This is a genomic window from Dyella caseinilytica (assembly GCF_016865235.1).
GTDB lineage: Bacteria > Pseudomonadota > Gammaproteobacteria > Xanthomonadales > Rhodanobacteraceae > Dyella_B > Dyella_B caseinilytica.
This window is the reverse complement of the sequence record NZ_CP064030.1, coordinates 357,420-373,062: the sequence shown is the minus strand read 5'-3', so window position 1 is coordinate 373,062 and position 15,643 is coordinate 357,420. Positions and strand designations below refer to the sequence as shown.

16 protein-coding genes are annotated in these 15,643 nt (G+C 62.4%); 12 read left to right on the top strand and 4 right to left on the bottom strand.

The window, feature by feature from the left end; translation table 11 throughout:
• Positions 1-7 precede the first annotated feature (7 nt).
• From ISN74_RS01595 to ISN74_RS01575, 5 genes are all read left to right on the top strand, one after another.
• On the top strand, positions 8-211 hold the full coding sequence (locus ISN74_RS01595; RefSeq protein WP_188796736.1) for a hypothetical protein: 204 nt from the start codon (positions 8-10) through the stop codon (positions 209-211).
• Between the two features lie 64 nt (positions 212-275).
• A complete protein-coding gene (locus ISN74_RS01590; RefSeq protein ID WP_188796734.1) occupies positions 276-1,754 on the top strand; it encodes an outer membrane beta-barrel protein in 1,479 nt (492 codons plus the stop codon).
• Between the two features lie 10 nt (positions 1,755-1,764).
• Positions 1,765-2,343, top strand: coding sequence for a potassium-transporting ATPase subunit KdpC (gene kdpC / locus ISN74_RS01585; protein ID WP_188796732.1), 579 nt, complete (start codon positions 1,765-1,767; stop codon positions 2,341-2,343).
• Positions 2,344-2,438: 95 nt separating this feature from the next.
• Positions 2,439-5,096, top strand: a complete 2,658-nt coding sequence (locus tag ISN74_RS01580) for a sensor histidine kinase (RefSeq protein ID WP_188796729.1) — start codon at positions 2,439-2,441, stop codon at positions 5,094-5,096.
• Positions 5,093-5,791 carry a response regulator gene (locus ISN74_RS01575; RefSeq protein ID WP_188796727.1) on the top strand — a complete coding sequence of 233 codons (699 nt, stop codon included), beginning with the start codon at positions 5,093-5,095 and terminating at the stop codon, positions 5,789-5,791. The genes ISN74_RS01580 and ISN74_RS01575 overlap by 4 nt, the downstream gene beginning before the upstream one ends.
• 230 nt (positions 5,792-6,021) lie before the next feature.
• Here ISN74_RS01575 and ISN74_RS01570 read toward each other — a convergent pair whose 3' ends face one another.
• From ISN74_RS01570 to ISN74_RS01560, 3 genes are read right to left on the bottom strand one after another with little or no spacing between them, the layout of a single operon-like run.
• A complete protein-coding gene (locus ISN74_RS01570; RefSeq protein ID WP_188796724.1) occupies positions 6,022-7,281 on the bottom strand; it encodes a heme biosynthesis HemY N-terminal domain-containing protein in 1,260 nt (419 codons plus the stop codon).
• The gene (locus tag ISN74_RS01565; RefSeq protein ID WP_188796722.1) at positions 7,278-8,390 is read right to left on the bottom strand and encodes a uroporphyrinogen-III C-methyltransferase; all 1,113 of its coding nucleotides are present in this window, start codon (positions 8,388-8,390) and stop codon (positions 7,278-7,280) included. Before ISN74_RS01565 ends, ISN74_RS01570 begins: the two co-directional genes overlap by 4 nt.
• Before the next feature lie 9 nt (positions 8,391-8,399).
• Entirely contained in the window at positions 8,400-9,221 is an 822-nt protein-coding gene (locus ISN74_RS01560) for a uroporphyrinogen-III synthase (protein ID WP_188796720.1), read from the bottom strand.
• A gap of 78 nt (positions 9,222-9,299) precedes the next feature.
• On the opposite strand from ISN74_RS01560, the gene ISN74_RS01555 reads away from it, so the two are divergent.
• From ISN74_RS01555 to ISN74_RS01545, 3 genes are all read left to right on the top strand, one after another.
• Positions 9,300-9,782 carry a YiiD C-terminal domain-containing protein gene (locus tag ISN74_RS01555; protein ID WP_188796717.1) on the top strand — a complete coding sequence of 161 codons (483 nt, stop codon included), beginning with the start codon at positions 9,300-9,302 and terminating at the stop codon, positions 9,780-9,782.
• A gap of 20 nt (positions 9,783-9,802) precedes the next feature.
• Positions 9,803-10,225 carry a hypothetical protein gene (locus tag ISN74_RS01550; protein WP_308420738.1) on the top strand — a complete coding sequence of 141 codons (423 nt, stop codon included), beginning with the start codon at positions 9,803-9,805 and terminating at the stop codon, positions 10,223-10,225.
• A 123-nt stretch (positions 10,226-10,348) separates the two neighbouring features.
• Positions 10,349-10,792, top strand: coding sequence for a rhodanese-like domain-containing protein (locus ISN74_RS01545; protein WP_188796715.1), 444 nt, complete (start codon positions 10,349-10,351; stop codon positions 10,790-10,792).
• A gap of 44 nt (positions 10,793-10,836) precedes the next feature.
• On the opposite strand, the gene ISN74_RS01540 is transcribed toward ISN74_RS01545, so the two are convergent.
• Positions 10,837-11,889, bottom strand: coding sequence for a 2Fe-2S iron-sulfur cluster-binding protein (locus tag ISN74_RS01540; RefSeq protein ID WP_188799445.1), 1,053 nt, complete (start codon positions 11,887-11,889; stop codon positions 10,837-10,839).
• A 355-nt stretch (positions 11,890-12,244) separates the two neighbouring features.
• Here ISN74_RS01540 and ISN74_RS01535 point away from each other — a divergent pair, with 355 nt between their 5' ends.
• The 4 genes from ISN74_RS01535 to ISN74_RS01520 all read left to right on the top strand — a co-directional run bounded on the left by ISN74_RS01535 (position 12,245) and on the right by ISN74_RS01520 (position 15,598).
• Positions 12,245-12,685, top strand: coding sequence for a hotdog fold thioesterase (locus tag ISN74_RS01535; RefSeq protein ID WP_188796713.1), 441 nt, complete (start codon positions 12,245-12,247; stop codon positions 12,683-12,685).
• Between the two features lie 186 nt (positions 12,686-12,871).
• The gene (locus ISN74_RS01530; protein WP_188796711.1) at positions 12,872-13,819 is read left to right on the top strand and encodes a serine/threonine protein kinase; all 948 of its coding nucleotides are present in this window, start codon (positions 12,872-12,874) and stop codon (positions 13,817-13,819) included.
• Positions 13,820-13,841: 22 nt separating this feature from the next.
• Positions 13,842-14,279: a hypothetical protein gene (locus ISN74_RS01525; protein ID WP_188796709.1), complete on the top strand. Its 438-nt coding sequence runs from the start codon at positions 13,842-13,844 to the stop codon at positions 14,277-14,279.
• A gap of 146 nt (positions 14,280-14,425) precedes the next feature.
• Entirely contained in the window at positions 14,426-15,598 is a 1,173-nt protein-coding gene (locus ISN74_RS01520) for a class I SAM-dependent rRNA methyltransferase (RefSeq protein WP_188796707.1), read from the top strand.
• Positions 15,599-15,643 lie beyond the last annotated feature (45 nt).

The window sequence follows — 15,643 nt, the reverse complement described above, 5'->3', positions numbered from 1 at the left end:
AGCCGTTATGCAAACCCTGAAATTGTCCGTCTCGTTACCCGATGCTACTCACCCGCAAATGGAACTGCGTGTGTCGTCTAACGACTCCGATTGCGATGTGGTGATAGAACTACCGGTACGCGGCCAGACCCAGGGGGGCGTGACCAAGACGCCCAATACGCCGATGACGGCGGAAGAGGAATACGAGCTCGGCGGATACGCCGGCATCTAACCAACAAAATCGGCGTCGCTAACTGGGCGATGCCGCCCAGTAACGCCCCGTTCGAGAGGAAGGTATGTTTTACAAGAAGGCTCTTGTCACATCGATCCTGCTGGCTGCCGCGCCGCTGTCGCAGCAGGTGTTGGCGCAATCGACCAACGTCAGCAACCAACCCGCCAGCAGCTTGCCGGCCTCGCCGGTCGCAGCCGAAAGCGGCGATTGCAGCAAAGGTTTCTTCTCGCGCTTTGCCGCCGCTTACCGCGAAGACGCTCAGCCGGCCGATCCGAATGCGCCCACGCCGGCGCGCCGCGCGATGGACGCTCCGCTGGACTCCCCGCCGTTTCCCAGCGCCGAATGGCAGCTTGGCGGCGTGCCCAACCCGATCGGCGTGCCCGATGGAAACAGCACCTATCCGCTGGAGAAAGCGCTGGCCTGTACCAAGTTCGGCAACTGGATGCAGCGTAACCGCATCGAGATCTTCGGCTGGGCCACGCCATCAGCGAACCTGAGCACATCCAACTGGACCAACGCGCCGCTCTCTTACAATACGCGCGCCAACCGCGTGGAGTTCGACCAGTTCATCACCACCATCACGCGTGTCGAAGACACGGTGCAAACTGACCATATCGATTGGGGTTTCGACATCTCCAATCTGTATGGCTATGACTATCACTACACCGTGACGAAGGGTGTTTTCAGCAATCAGCTGCTGAACAATCCCACGACCAGCCAGCCGCAGAACGGCAAGGTCTACGGCGATGACCCCATGCTGTTCTACGGCGACATCTATATTCCTTGGGTGGCCGAAGGCATGGTTATCCGCATCGGCCGCTGGCTGTCACTGCCGGATATCGAAGCGCAGTTCTCGCCACAGAATTATTTGGTGACCCACTCGATCCTCTATACGGAAGATCCGTATACCCAGACGGGCATCATGACCACCACCAAGTTGAGCAGCCAATGGACCTTCCAGATTGGCGTTAACGCCAGCAATGACACGGCGCCCTGGAATTCGGCCGCACGTCCGTCATTGCAAACGTGCGTGCGCTGGGTGTCGGCTGACAACAACGACATGCTTTACCCCTGCGTGAACAACTGGAACAAGTCTGACTACAACTACAACAACGTGCAGATGTACGTGGCCACCTGGGGCCACAAGTTCAGCAAGCGCTTCCATATGCTGACCGAGGCCTATCGGATGTATGGTCGCAATATCCCGGGGTATGGACCGGGTGGCACGCCCGGCGTCGCGGGTTCATCAGAGTTTGCCGGCACCGCGGGCGAATTCGGCGTTGTGAACTACCTGAACTTTGAGTTGAACAGCAACAACATGCTGTCGTTCCGCAACGAGTTCTACAACGACGAAAAAGGCCAACGCACTGGTTACGCCACGCGTTATAGCAGCCACACGCTCGGCATTACGCACTATGTGACGCAGGATCTGGAGATCCAGCCAGAAATTCGTTATGAGCATTCGTATGACGCAAACGCGTACAACGGCGGCAACCGCGACTACCAGTTCGTCGCCCTGCTCGACGCGATCATTCACTACTGAGGTAACCGCCATGAGCCGGTTGATTCGCAATGCCATATCCATGCTGCTGGTGATGACCGTCATCACCGGGCTGGTCTACCCGCTGGTTGCCACCGGCTTGGCGCAGGTGCTGTTTCCGCACCAGGCCAATGGCAGCCTGATCATGCGTGACGGCAAACCGATCGGCTCGGAGCTGATCGGCCAGAGCTTCGACGACCCCAAGTATTTCTGGGGTCGTCCTTCGGCCACCGCGCCACAGCCGTATAACGGCACCGCTTCCAACGGTTCCAACCAGGGTCCGACCAACCCCGCACTACACGATGCCGTGAAGCAGCGCATCGATGCGCTGCATGCGGCGGATCCCGGCAATAACGCGTTGGTGCCGGCGGACCTGGTAACCGCTTCGGGCAGCGGCCTTGATCCGGAGATCAGCCCGGCTGCAGCGCAGTACCAAATTGCCCGCGTGGCACGCGTGCGTAAGCTGAGCGTCGACCAGGTGCAGCAGTTGGTGGCGCAGAACACGCAGGGCCGTCAGCTTGGTCTGCTGGGCGAGCCGCGGGTGAATGTGCTGCAGTTGAATCTGGCGCTGGATCAGCTGCAGGCGCGGTGATGTGCGCTCCTTCTCCCTTTCGGAGAGAAGGAGCAAACGCGAAGAGCCCTTTTCATTTCCTCTCCCCGGAGGGGAGAGGGAGCTAAGATGTGAGCATGACCGAAGCCTCCCGTGACGCACGCGCCAATGCCCTGCTCGATGTCGTGCAGGAAGAAAGCAATCGTCGCCTGAAAATTTTCCTCGGTGCCGCGCCCGGCGTGGGCAAGACCTACGCCATGCTTTCCGCTGCCCGGGAACTCAAGCGTCAGGGCGTGGACGTCGTGGTTGGCCTGGTGGAAACCCATGGTCGCGTGGAAACCGCTGCGTTGCTGGAAGGCCTTGAAGTGCTTCCGCGCAAAACCCTGCACTACCAAGGCCGCGACTTCACCGAATTCGATGTCGACGCCGCGATCGCGCGCAAGCCAGACATCTTGTTAGTGGATGAACTGGCCCATCGCAATATTCCCGGCAGTCGCCACGAGCGCCGCTGGCAGGACATTGCCGAACTGCTCGATGCCGGCATCGAGGTTTATACCGCGCTCAATGTCCAGCATCTGGAAAGTCTCAATGACCAGGTACGCCGCATTACCGGGATCACCGTGCGCGAAACCGTGCCGGATGCGTTCCTTGATCGTGCACGCGATATTGTGCTGGTCGACCTGCCACCGCGCGAACTGATCGGACGGCTGCGCCAGGGCAAGGTCTATGTGCCGGAAACGGCCGCGGCAGCGCTCGATGCGTTTTTCTCGCCGACCAACCTGGGCGCGCTGCGTGAGCTGGCGGTAGACACCGTTGCCGGCCACGTCGACAGCGATCTGCGCGAGCACATGCTGGCACGCGGCAGTGCGATGCCGGTACGCCGCCGGGTAATGGCTGCTATCGACGGTCACGGGCAAAGCGAATACCTGGTCCGCATTGTGCGCCGTATTGCAGAGCGGCGCGGCTCACCGTGGAGCGTGGTGTTCGTCGATACCGGCGCCCCTTTAGACAATGCACGGCGCGAACGCATCGACACCGCGATGCGCCTGGCTCGGCGTCTCGGCGGCGACGCCACCGTGCTGCGCGGTCATGCGATTGCCGATGAATTGTTGGTGCATGCCGATCGCGAAGGTGTGGGCCAGATCATTCTGGGCCGTACGCGCGAACGCGTACTGGCTCGCATGCTCGGGCGCTCGCTGACGCAGCAATTGCTGCGGCGTGGCGCGCATCTTGAATTGACCATTATCGCCACGCCAACAGAACGTGTGCGTGCACGCAAGCGGCTTCGTTTGATGCCCGCTCGCGGCCGACGCGACGAATACATTTTCGCTACGATCGTAACGGCCGTAGCGATTGGGCTGGCATTTGTCGCCGATCGCTATCTGTCGGTAGCCAATCTGGCGCTGATCTTCCTCACCGCCGTGATGACGGTGGCGGTGCGCACACGCATGTCGGTGGCGGTTTACACCGCAATATTGTGTTTTATCGGCTACAACTTTTTCTTCGCCCCTCCGCGTTACACGCTGGCCATTTCCAATTCGGATGACGTGCTGGCCGTGACACTGTTTCTGCTGGTGGCGCTGATCTGTAGCCGCCTGGCTACGCGACTGGCCAGCCAGGTGGAATCGCTGCGTGCCGCGCACGATTACTCGCATACGCTGCTCACGCTTGGCCAGCGTCTGGCGGCAAGTCCCGATGCGGATGCGGTACGCGAAGTCGGTGCCGCAGCGCTCGCGCATGGCTTGCGCTGCGAGGCAGCGGTTCTTTCCCGCGATGTGGAACACCATCTGCAAGTGGCCAGCAACAGCTCGCGCACGCTGACGTTGACGACACAAGATATGGCTGCGGCCGAATGGTGCGAGCAACATGCCGAACCCGCGGGACGTTTCACCGACACATTGAACGCCGCACGTTGCTGGATGCTGCCGCTAGGCACGGATGACCGACGTCTGGGCGTGGCAGCGCTGCACTTTGAAAACGGCAGCTCGCCCGATATCGAACGGCGCAGCCTCGCGCTGGCGATGGTGCAGGATATCGGTCAGGCACTGGAACGCGCGCGATTGGCTTCCGAACTGGAAGGTGCGCGCGTGCAAGGTGAAACCGAACGCTTGCGCAACGCCCTGCTCTCTTCCGTTTCGCACGATCTTCGCTCACCACTGGCCTCGATGATTGGTTCGGCGGGCACGCTGTCGAGCTATTGGGAGCAATTGCCTGCCGAGGAACGTACGGAGCTGCTCGGCGCAATTCTGGGTGAAGGCCAGCGGCTGGATCGCTATATCCAGAACTTGCTGGATATGACCCGGTTGGGACACGGCACGCTCAAACTCAATCGCGACTGGACCGATGCGGCGGAAATCGTGGCCTCCGCCATCACGCGCCTGCGCAAGCTGTTTCCCGAACTGCGCGTGGACACGATCCTGCCGAATGAAACCGTGCTGCTGTTCGTGCATCCCGCGCTCATTGAGCAAGCGCTATTCAACATCCTCGAGAACGCCGCGCGCTTCTCGCCGCCGGGTGAAGCCGTACGTGTGATCATGCGCGTAGCAGGCGACCGTTTGTTTATCGATGTCGTCGACCGCGGCCCCGGTATTCCCGAGGAAGAACGCGCGCGCATCTTCGACATGTTCTACTCCGTCGCACGCGGCGACCGCGCGCCGCAGGGCACCGGCCTGGGCCTGGCGATCTGCCGCGGCATGATCGGCGCTCACGGCGGCAGCGTGGAAGCCTTGCCCGGCGAAGGCGTTGGTACCACCATTCGTATAAGCCTACCGTTGCCCAATCCGCCCACACCATGACCGCCTCCAATCCTTGCGTCCTGGTCATCGATGACGAGACGCAGATCCGCAAGTTTCTCGATATCGGTCTGCGCGCCGAGGGCTACGACGTGCTGCTTGCTGCCAACGCCGAGGATGGCTTGGCGTTGGCCGCCACGCGCGACCCGGACGTAGTGGTTCTGGATATCGGCCTGCCCGATCGTGAAGGCCACGAAGTATTGGCGGAATTGCGTCAATGGACGCAGGTGCCGGTGCTGATGCTGTCGGTGCGCGACACCGAGCTCGAAAAAGTCAAAGCGCTCGACGCCGGTGCCAATGACTACATGACCAAGCCATTCGGCATCCAGGAATTGATGGCGCGCCTGCGTGCCCTGCTGCGCAATCGCGTGATCGGCACCGAAGCGCCACCGCGCTACGAAGATGACCGTCTGCATATCGATCTGGGCCTGCGCGAAGTCACGCTCAATGGCGAGCCTCTTTCACTCACGCGCAAGGAATACGCTGTACTTGCCATGCTGGTGCGCCACGCCGGGCGTGTCGTCAGCCAACAGCAGTTGTTGCGCGAGATCTGGGGTGGTACGCATGTGCAGGACACGCATTACCTGCGCATCGTGCTGGGCAAATTACGGCAGAAGCTGGGCGATGATCCCACCACGCCACGCTGGCTGAAAACCGAGCCAGGGGTGGGCTACCGCTTCTTGCCGGGGAATGGTTGAGCCGGTGCGGGGCTTGCAAAATTTACGGCGAAAGTGACGTCCCTGTCCGAAGCGCTCCCTGTATCTCCACTTACCACTCGTATCGCCTAACAGGAGTGGTGAGTTGAATCTACAGGGCTTACAGGGTTGCCAATATCGGACGTAACTGAAAATCAGTGCTCGCCCGAACGCCAATAAGAAACGTGCGCGCGGCGACGCAACGGGATGAAGCGCGTGTTAGGTGCGCACCATCAAGGCCGCAAGCGCGGCACCCCGTGTTCATCACGCTCTTCAATCGCGATCGGCCGCGTATCGAGCCTGCCACCGACAACGTTGCTGGCCGGCAACGACTCCGGATTATCACCACGCCCGATAGCAATGGCGTTCCGATAGCAACGCTGCGCCAGCGCAGCATCGCCAAGACCTGTGTATGTGTCGCCCAACGCCTCCCACGCACTCGCTGTGGGTGCCAGGGCCAGCGCTCGTTCCAGATACTGGCGCGCTTTGCCCCATTGAGTCAGACGCACACACATGCGTCCAAGGGCGAGCAGCAGACTGGGATCATTGGGATGACCATCCTGCCAGCCTTCCGCGCGACGCAACCGCGCTTCCAGATCGCCGCCCGGCAGGGTGCCGTAGGTTTCGACGAGTTGCGACGACCACTCGCGCCGCAACGCGGACTCCACTTCGTCCATCGCCGGCAACACCAGGCCGAAGCGGACGGCTTTGCGCGCATACGCATCGATGACGGCCGGAGCGCGACGCTGCGCCTTTGGCAACTGTGACCAAAGCGTATTGAGCACGGCGCCATCCGATGCCGCGTTGAGGCTGGCAACCAGCACCTGGGTTTCCAGGGCGTTGTAAGCGCGGACACCGAGCACACCGCTTTTCTGCAATGGGTCCAACGCTTCGCGCGCGCGGCGTGTATCACCGCTCGCCAGCGCTGCCAGCGCGTATTCGCGCCAGCCGCCGGGACTCAAATTGCCGCCGTCCGCCTCGGGCGTGAGCAAAGTCAGCGCTTCCGCAGGCTTACCGTCGCGACGCAGGACGCGAGCACGCAGCACACGTGCCGCACGTGGCGCGACTTGCGCCGCTTCGTCCAGCGATTCCAATGCGCGACCGTGCTCGCCACGACGCGACGAGGCTTCAGCCGCTGCAAGCAGCGCCGGTCCGCGCAACGTATCCAGCCGCGAGGCGCGGCTGAGATCGCGCTCCGCCTCGCTGTGCCGTCCTTCCATCAATGCAACCAGACCATCGGCCAGGCGTTGCTGACTGAGGCGACGATGACGACGCGAAAACGCACCGAAGGGCCAGCGCGCGAGACGCCAAAGCAGGCCGATGATCGCCCATGCCAGCAGCAGCAAAACCACGGCTGCCAGCAGACTGGTTTGTGCCGTGACGCCACGGAAGCGCACCAGTACATAGCCAGGATCCTCGGCCACCCAATGCCAGCCGAATGCCGCCACCGCGGCAATGATCACCAGCAACAGTATCCAGCGCCAGATCTTCATGGCTTGGTCTCGCCAGCGGGTGCGGAGGTATCCGCGCTGGGTTTGAGCGCATGCACTGCACGCAGGTTGCGCAGTTCGCTCAACGCAGCGCCCAGCGTGACCGGAATGGCCGGCTTGAGCTGATCACCCAGTTTGGCGATGCGTTCACGAGCCTGCTGTACGGCGGGCGATTGCAGGTCGAATTGCGCCGCGAGGCCGGCATCCGCACGCTTGAGCGCTGCACTGCAGGCATCGTTATCCCAAGCGATCAACGCTGCCTGTGCCTGCGCGAGATCCAGCGCCACCATGTCGCGTGCAATGCGTGCGTCGGCGATATCGATCGGCGCGCCGTTGTCGCGCTGAATTTGGATCACGCTGAACAGTGCATGGCGAATGCGCGCCCACATACCGTTGCTTTCGGTCGTGGCGGGTTCGTCCAGCGGCTTGAGCGGAAGGTTGGGCAGATCGTTGCGCAATTGCACCACGGTATCGAGCAATGGCTCGCGATCCGATGGTTGGCTTTTGAGCAACGCATCGTGCTCTGCATCGATGCTCTGGCGCACACCATTGAAGGCATTGTCGTTAACCGCAGCGAGCGTCTGTTCGGCCAGCGCATAGGCCTGTGCGGCGCCTTGCGCGTCATGGAACAGCGTGTAGCGCTCGGTGCCCATGCGCAGCAGCGCTTCGGTTTCGTCCAAGCGCATCGCATCCTGGCCGGAAAGCGTCTTTTCGGACAGGCGGCCCACAGCTTCTTCCAGATCACGCACGCGCTGGTCTTGCGATAGCAATTCGTCGCGCAACGTACGGTTGACCTGATCCGCATCGTTCAAGCGCTGCATCAGCAGGTTGTTCTGGCCGGTGGCGCCGGACACGCTGTGCTCGAGCGTATTGACCCGCTCTTCCAGGCTGGCGGTAGTGCGCAAGGTTCTGGCATCGATGTGCATCAGCTGCCATTGCCGCCAGGCGACGTAACCGGTGCCAACCACGGCGATCAGCGCCAGCAGCAAGGCCAGCGCCAGGGTGCCGCCATTGGATCGGGCGGGAGCCGGTGGCCGGGTGGCGCGCACGGTGTCGGAGGGCACGCCGTCTGGCGCGGTGTTTCGTTCGGGGGTGAGATCGTCCTGGCTCATGCGCGCATGCTAACAGCCTGCGCGGCTGGCTTCGTGGCGCGGGCGTGAACAAATGTCCACCGCCGCGGCCAGCAAATCGCCCTGTGTTGCCGAGGCTGCCATATGCAAGTGCTCGAACCCTGCCACCTGCGCCTGCTCGGCAATCCGCGGGCTGCTGACGACGGCGGTGGCACTGCATAAGCGTTGCTGTGCCTGCGCCGGCAGCGCTGCCATAAGATGTTGGATGGCTTCGCCGCTGGACAGCAACACACAGGCGTCCGCAGGCAATTGCAGGATGGCCTCGACATGGCGCCGATTTAAATGCGGCGCGCCGCGCCCATACACGTGTACCTCGCGCAGCAATCCGCCGCGCGCCACAATCTGTTCCTGCAACAAACCCCGCCCGCTTGGCGCGGTGATGAGCGCAACCCGCCGCCCCTTTAGCTGCTGCATGGATGGCAGCTGCAATACGCCTTCGCTGTTTTGTTGCGTCGCGGGCGTCTGTGCCTCAATGCCATGGCGCAGCAGCGCGCGCGCCGTGCTGCGACCCACCGCCATGACAGCCGCATGCGTTTCGCACGGCGCAAGCGCCAAGGCATAGCGCACAGCGGCGGGGCTGGTGAAGATCAGCACGTCGTCGAGCTGGGCATTCAGCCACTGCGCGCGGGCCTGTTCCGGATCGGGCTCGGCACGCAGGGAGAGTCCCGGCAGCAGCAGCGGTGTCCCGCCAAGCGCCCGGACACGTCGCGCCAGCGGACTGCCCGTACCGGCGGGACGCGTGATGACGATGGTCCGGCCTGCCAGCGGGGCGGACGCACGAACTGACCGTGTCGGGGGCGCGCGAGATGCCATCGGAACAGGAATCCATGAAGGCTGGACAAGGAGTCTAGCGTCTACACTGTGCGCTCCCCTCCCGAACCACAATCCTCGATGGACAAGCTCGATCCGCAGGCCGCTGCCCAGGCACTGGTGGCCTTTATTCACGATGGCATTCCACTGGCCCGCGCCATGGCGCTGGAGCTGGATACCTATGACGGCGAAAGCCTGACCCTCGCCAGCCCCTTGGCGCCCAACGTCAACGACAAGGGCTGCGCCTTCGGCGGCAGCCTGGTGAGTCTGATGACCCTGACTGGCTGGGGCGTGGTCGAACTTGCCTTGCGCCAGCGTGGCGAGGATTGCGACGTGTATGTCGGGGAATCCACCGTGCGCTACCTCAGTCCGGTATGGGGTGATTTCCGGGCCCGGGCGCAGCGCGCCGAGGACGCCAGCTGGGATGCCTTCTTTGCCACGCTGGCCACCCGGGGCCGGGCACGCATCGCGGTGATGGCGGAGGTTCCTGGCGAAAACGGCAAACCGGCTGCCACGCTTGCGGCGCAGTTCGTAGCGAAGCGCCGCTCTGCTGCGGCAGAATGAGCGAATCTGGGAGGGAGTTCATGCGTATGCGTCGTATCGCCGGTCCGGTCTTGCTTTCGGCCATGCTGTTGCTGTCGGGTTGTGCTACCGACAAGCGCGGCGATGCGCTCACCCACACCATGATCGCCTACGCCAACGCCGTGCGCTGGGATGGCTTCGAGGCTGCCCAGCAGTTCGTCGATCCCAAGGTGCGCGACGCCCACCCGATCACTGATCTGGACCGCGAGCGCTACAAGCAGGTGCAGGTGAGTGACTACGACGACGGCAACGGCCCGATCCCAGCTGGCGAGAACGAAGTGCGCCAGATCGTGCAAATCAGCCTGACCAATGTACATACCCAGGCTGTGCGCACCATCGTCGACCACCAGCTTTGGCGCTACGACCCGGTGAAGAACCACTGGTGGCTGGAAAGCGGCATACCCGACATCACACAGCAGAATTGATGGACCGGGAAGGCCTAACCTGAGGCCTTCCTAGCCCGATCCATTCCACCCCAGCTTCCTACCCAGCTTCCTGGGCAAACTCCCCTATAATGGTTGTTTGCCTGCAACCAGCCCGGCCTTTTCATGAATGATTTCCTGCACAAGCTGCCCGAGTTCCTGGGCAACCATCTCGCGCTTGCCCTGGGGTTCGTTGCCTTGGTGATCGCGCTGATCGTCACTCAGATCATGGTGCTGCTGCGTAAGTACAAGGAACTGACGCCCGCCGGACTGACCCAGCTGATCAACCGCGACAGCCCACTGATGATCGACCTGTCGGCCATTGCCGATTTCGAGAAGATGCACGTGCCGGGTGCAAAGCACGTGGCGATGAGCCAGTTCGATCCAGAGAACAAGGATCTGGCCAAGGCCCGCGAGCTGCCGGTGGTCGTGATGGACAAGGACGGCCGCAACAGCGACGGCGCTGCGCAACGCCTGGTGAAAGCCGGTTTTACCAGCGTCTACACCCTGGGTGGCGGCGTGCTGGCCTGGCAGCAGGCCCAGTTGCCAGTGGCGAAAGGCAAGAACTGAAGAAAGCGAAGACGCTTGGAACACCTTGCCAGGTGTTCCATGCCTTAAGCGATCCCCGCGCGTGCCGCCAGAATTTGCGCCAATACATCCGGCGCGTAGTCGAACGAATCGTAGTAGAGCCGATCTTCCGGCAAGCCTGCATCGATGAACAGCTTGCGCCCGGCATCGATCATCGCCGGCGGCCCACTCATGTAGACATCGTGGCCGGACAGGTCCGGCTGGTCTTCCAGCACGGCCTCGTGCACCAGGCCAGCACGCATGCCAGCCGCTTGCGCCTGTTCCGGATCGGATAGCACGGCTTGAAAGCGCAGATGAGGCGCCTTGACGGCCCATCCTTCTGCCAATCCATGCAGATAAAGATCCGCCGGGTTGCGCGCGCCCCAGTACACATCGATCGCGCGGCGCGTGCCCAAGGCCAGAAAATGCTCCAGGATGGCTTTCACCGGCGCGAAACCGGTGCCGCCCGCCATGAACACCATCGGCCGTTCCGAATCCTCGCGCGGCACGAACGTACCCAGCGGCCCTTCGATGCGCAGCGTGTCGCCTTCTTTCAGCGCATCGCTCACCCATGAGGTAAATCCACCACCCGCAACATGGCGAACATGCAGTTCGATCACACCATCGGCTTGCGGCACGTTGGCGATCGAAAACGGGCGGCGGCGACCTTCATCCAGCAGTACATCCAGATATTGCCCCGGCAGCCAATTCAAACGCAGCTCACCCTGCACTGGCTGCAGATGCAGACCAATCACGTCGGGAGCGAGCTGCCACTTGCGGCTGACCTGCACCGTGAGTTGACGGCGCGTCACATCTTCCACCGAGGTGACTTCGCGCGCCTCCAGCAGCAGATCGCTGACCGGCACCGCCTGGCATAGCAACACGGCGTGGTGCACGCGATCGTGCACGTCCAGGGCCGTAGGCGGATTGCGCGGATACTCGCAACGGCCTTCGACCAGCACCGCCTTGCAGCTTCCGCATACGCCGGCACGGCACGAGTACGGCAACGCGATGCCGGCCCGCTGCGCGGCTTCCAGCACGGTTTCGCCGGGCATCACGTCGAAACGGCGGCCGGAAGTCTTGAGAGTTACGGTAAACACAATGAGGTGCTCGGAACGATCCTGCGCAGGTGTCACCGTTGCTGTCTGTTCGCAGATCACAGGCACGTCGGCGAAGGCAGACTGGACGTCTGTCGAGCCGGCGTGCCGAAGAGCTGTGGACAGACAGCAACGGCCCCTACATATTCATGTTAAACGATGGGGTGATGTCCAGAAGGCTCGCAGGCTGTGCCGCACGGCTTGAAAAGGCGCCCGGCCTTCCCTGTGCCGTGCAACACACCCTGCGAGCCTTCTGGACATCATGCCACCTGCGCAGGATCGCTCCGGGCACCTCCTGCATTGTCGCCGCTGGGGTGGTCGGCGGACAATGCGGGCTTCCCGCACGAGTATCAACCGCATGCGCATCTGGAAGCAGGATACCGACCTCGCCCGCCTGAACAGCTGGAGCCAAAACACGCTGATGGAGGCGCTGGGCATCCGCATGACCGCCGTCGGCGACGACTGGCTACAGGGCACCATGCCGGTGGATCGCCGCACGCACCAGCCGTATGGCCTGCTGCACGGCGGCGCTTCGGTGGCGCTGGCCGAAACGCTGGGCAGCAGCGCCGCCATGCTCACGCTCGATCCGGAAAAAGAACGCGCAGTGGGGCTGGATATCAATGCCAATCACGTGCGCGGCGTGCTCAGCGGCACCGTGACCGGCACCGCGCGTCCACTGCATCTGGGACGCTCCACGCAAGTATGGGAAATCCGTATCGAGGACGAGGCCGGCAAGCTGGTATGCATCTCGCGCCTGACCATGGCGGTGGTGCCGGCGACGGCAGTGGGTTCGCGTTGATGCACTACCTCGCGCAGACAGCTCCCTCTCCCCCTCGGGGAGAGGGTTGGGGTGAGGGGCTGCACTTGCCGGAAAACTTCTCTTTGAGTTGCTTCCAGCAATGTTTGCCTTTGCAAGAGCCAGATTACGCAAGATTGTCCCCTCACCCCAGCCCTCTCCCCAAGGGGGAGAGGGAGCAAATGCCACATGTCTGACGAAACCCCTTACGCACGCCTCACCCCCGACCTCGTGCTCGACGCCGTCACCGCCTGCGGCCTTTGGCCGGATGGCCGCCTGCTGGCCTTGAACAGCTACGAAAACCGCGTCTGGCAGGTCGGGCTGGAGGATGCATCGCCGGTGATAGCGAAGTTCTATCGTCCGGGCCGATGGAGCGATGCCGCGATCCTGGAAGAGCACACCTTTGCGCAGGAATTGGCTGACGCGGAGTTGCCGGTCGTGGCGCCACGCACCTTCGCCGGGCGAACGCTGCTGCATCACGATGGCTATCGCTACGCGCTGTCACCGCGTCATGGTGGACGCGCACCTTCGCTGGAATCGGCCGATCAGCTGAAATGGCTAGGGCGTCTGATCGCACGTATACACATGGTGGGTGCACGCTCTGCATTCGCACATCGCGGCCGAATCGATCGCGACACCTTGATCGCGCATCCGATGCACGCGGTGCTTGCTTCCAGCTTGTTACCCGCGGTATCGCGCGATCGCTATCGCCACGCCGTCGAACGCGTTGACCGCCTGGTTGCCGCGCGTTTCGAAGCCATCGGCCCGGTGCGCACGCTACGTCTGCACGGCGACTGTCATCCCGGCAATGTACTGTGGACCGATACCGGCCCGCACTTCGTCGACCTCGACGATGCGCGCACGGGTCCTGCCGTGCAGGATTTATGGATGCTCGCTCATGACGAGCGCGCGATGGAGGTCCTGCTGGAAGGCTATGCTTCGATGCGTGATTTCGATCACGCCGAACTGGCCCTCATTCCGGCCCTGCGCGCCATGCGGCAGGTGCATTATGCAGGCTGGATTGCGGCACGCTGGCATGATCCGGCGTTTCCAGCCGCGTTTCCGTTCGCCGCGGAGTCGCGCTGGTGGGAACAACATATAACGGACCTGCATGAGCAGGCGGATGAACTTGAATGACTATGTTTCGATGGGGTGTTGAATGCGTCTGATCCTGTTTCGGCTGATCGCTATCCTGGAAGTTGCCGGTGGCTTCTACGGCATGGCAACGTTGTTGCCGCGCCTGCTTGCAATCGGACCACTGCGTACGGCCGCCATCGGGCTGATCGCTTTTGCGCTTTACGCCTTTGTCTTGGTCGCCGGCGTGCTGCTGATGGAAAACAGCGAGCGTGGCATTCGCCTCTCCAGCATCGCTCAATTGCTGCAACTGCCGCTGATTGCTACGTCGATCTTCAGCTATGCACTTCACTGCGGGGCCTTTATCAATCTCTTCATCACCCTGCACGTGCCGGTACATCCAGACCTGACCTGGCGCTTTGGCAGTCAGGGATTCATGCTGGCATTCGGGGGACCGGGAGTGTCGCACCTGGGCATAAATCTGCTGGCGCTGTTGTCGTGGCTGGTGTTGAAGCTGCGCTGATTGCCGCTTCGCCTTAGAGCCCAGCCTTACCTCAACGTCATTCCGGTGAACGCCGGAATGACGCTGAGTTATTAACTGACGTCACGAAAATCGGGCAAAAAGCGGCCTTGGCGAAGAAACTGCCCCACCCCGGTTATCATTAGCGGATGAATACCCCCGCCGAACTACCTGTTATCCGCCTCAAATCCGACCGAACCCCCGGCCATCCCTGGGTCTGGTCGGCGCAGGTGCACAAGCCCGAATCTCGCATCCCTCCGGGCAGCGTGGTCGATGTGATCGATGCCAAACAGCGCTTCGTCGGACGCGGCTTCTGGAACGGGCATGCGCGCATAGCGCTGCGTCTGCTTGCTGCAAACGCTAATGAAGTGATCGATGCCCATTGGATCGGCGCACGCATCGACCGCGCCGTGGCATTACGACGTGAATGGCTGGAACTGGATACCATCACCGACGCATGGCGCGTGGTGCACAGCGAAGGTGACGGCCTTTCCGGCCTGATCGTCGATCGCTACGCCGACATCCTGGTGATCGAATACTTTGCCGCCGGCATGTGGAAATTCCGCGACGCGATCCACGCCGCCTTGCTACGCCACTTCCCTGGCGCGCGTCTGTACTGGTTTGCCGAAAGCCATGTGCAGAAACAGGAATCCTTCGACTGCCGCGCGATGGAAGCGCCCACGCCGGTGGAAGTGCACGAACACGGCCTGCGTTTCCACGCTGCACCGGGCTATGGCCACAAAACGGGTTTCTTCGCCGACCAACGTGAAAACCGCCGCCGCTTCGCCGAACTCGCACGCGGCCGCCGCGTGCTGGACCTGTGCTGCAACGCCGGCGGCTTCGCCGTGCACGCGATGGCCGGTGGCGCACGCGAAGCTATCGGCGTCGATATGGATGCCGGCATCCTGGAGATCGCACGTACCAACGCGGAAGCGAACAACGTGGCCGCCCGCTTCGAACAAGCCGACATTTTCGAATGGCTGCGCCAGACTGTCGCACGCGGCGAACACTACGACGCGGTGATTCTCGATCCGGCCAAACTCACCCGCGATCGCACCAAGGTGCTCGATGCACTGAAGAAATATTTCGCCATGAACCGTCTGGCGCTGGATGTGATTCCACCCGGCGGCCTTTTGTTGACCTGCTCCTGCACTGGCCTGGTTAGCGAAGCGGATTTCCTGGAAATGCTGCGTCGCGTGGCGCTGAATGCCGGACGCGAAATCCAGGTGCTGGATGTGCGCGGTGCCGGAGCCGATCATCCGGTGCGCACGGATGTGCCGGAAAGCCGCTACCTGAAAGCTGTTTTCTGTCGCATCGATTAACGTCGGTAGCTATAGCCCCAGGATCAAGCCGGGCACAACCTGCGC

Excerpts from the sequence above, each read along its gene's own strand:
- ISN74_RS01595 (WP_188796736.1), top strand. The coding sequence starts at position 8 with ATGCAAACCCTGAAATTGTCCGTCTCGTTACCCGATGCTACTCACCCG.
- ISN74_RS01590 (WP_188796734.1), top strand. The coding sequence starts at position 276 with ATGTTTTACAAGAAGGCTCTTGTCACATCGATCCTGCTGGCTGCCGCG.
- kdpC (WP_188796732.1), top strand. The coding sequence starts at position 1,765 with ATGAGCCGGTTGATTCGCAATGCCATATCCATGCTGCTGGTGATGACC.
- ISN74_RS01580 (WP_188796729.1), top strand. The coding sequence starts at position 2,439 with ATGACCGAAGCCTCCCGTGACGCACGCGCCAATGCCCTGCTCGATGTC.
- ISN74_RS01575 (WP_188796727.1), top strand. The coding sequence starts at position 5,093 with ATGACCGCCTCCAATCCTTGCGTCCTGGTCATCGATGACGAGACGCAG.
- ISN74_RS01570 (WP_188796724.1), bottom strand. The coding sequence starts at position 7,281 with ATGAAGATCTGGCGCTGGATACTGTTGCTGGTGATCATTGCCGCGGTG.
- ISN74_RS01565 (WP_188796722.1), bottom strand. The coding sequence starts at position 8,390 with ATGAGCCAGGACGATCTCACCCCCGAACGAAACACCGCGCCAGACGGC.
- ISN74_RS01560 (WP_188796720.1), bottom strand. The coding sequence starts at position 9,221 with ATGGCATCTCGCGCGCCCCCGACACGGTCAGTTCGTGCGTCCGCCCCG.
- ISN74_RS01555 (WP_188796717.1), top strand. The coding sequence starts at position 9,300 with ATGGACAAGCTCGATCCGCAGGCCGCTGCCCAGGCACTGGTGGCCTTT.
- ISN74_RS01550 (WP_308420738.1), top strand. The coding sequence starts at position 9,803 with ATGCGTATGCGTCGTATCGCCGGTCCGGTCTTGCTTTCGGCCATGCTG.
- ISN74_RS01545 (WP_188796715.1), top strand. The coding sequence starts at position 10,349 with ATGAATGATTTCCTGCACAAGCTGCCCGAGTTCCTGGGCAACCATCTC.
- ISN74_RS01535 (WP_188796713.1), top strand. The coding sequence starts at position 12,245 with ATGCGCATCTGGAAGCAGGATACCGACCTCGCCCGCCTGAACAGCTGG.
- ISN74_RS01530 (WP_188796711.1), top strand. The coding sequence starts at position 12,872 with ATGTCTGACGAAACCCCTTACGCACGCCTCACCCCCGACCTCGTGCTC.
- ISN74_RS01525 (WP_188796709.1), top strand. The coding sequence starts at position 13,842 with ATGCGTCTGATCCTGTTTCGGCTGATCGCTATCCTGGAAGTTGCCGGT.
- ISN74_RS01520 (WP_188796707.1), top strand. The coding sequence starts at position 14,426 with ATGAATACCCCCGCCGAACTACCTGTTATCCGCCTCAAATCCGACCGA.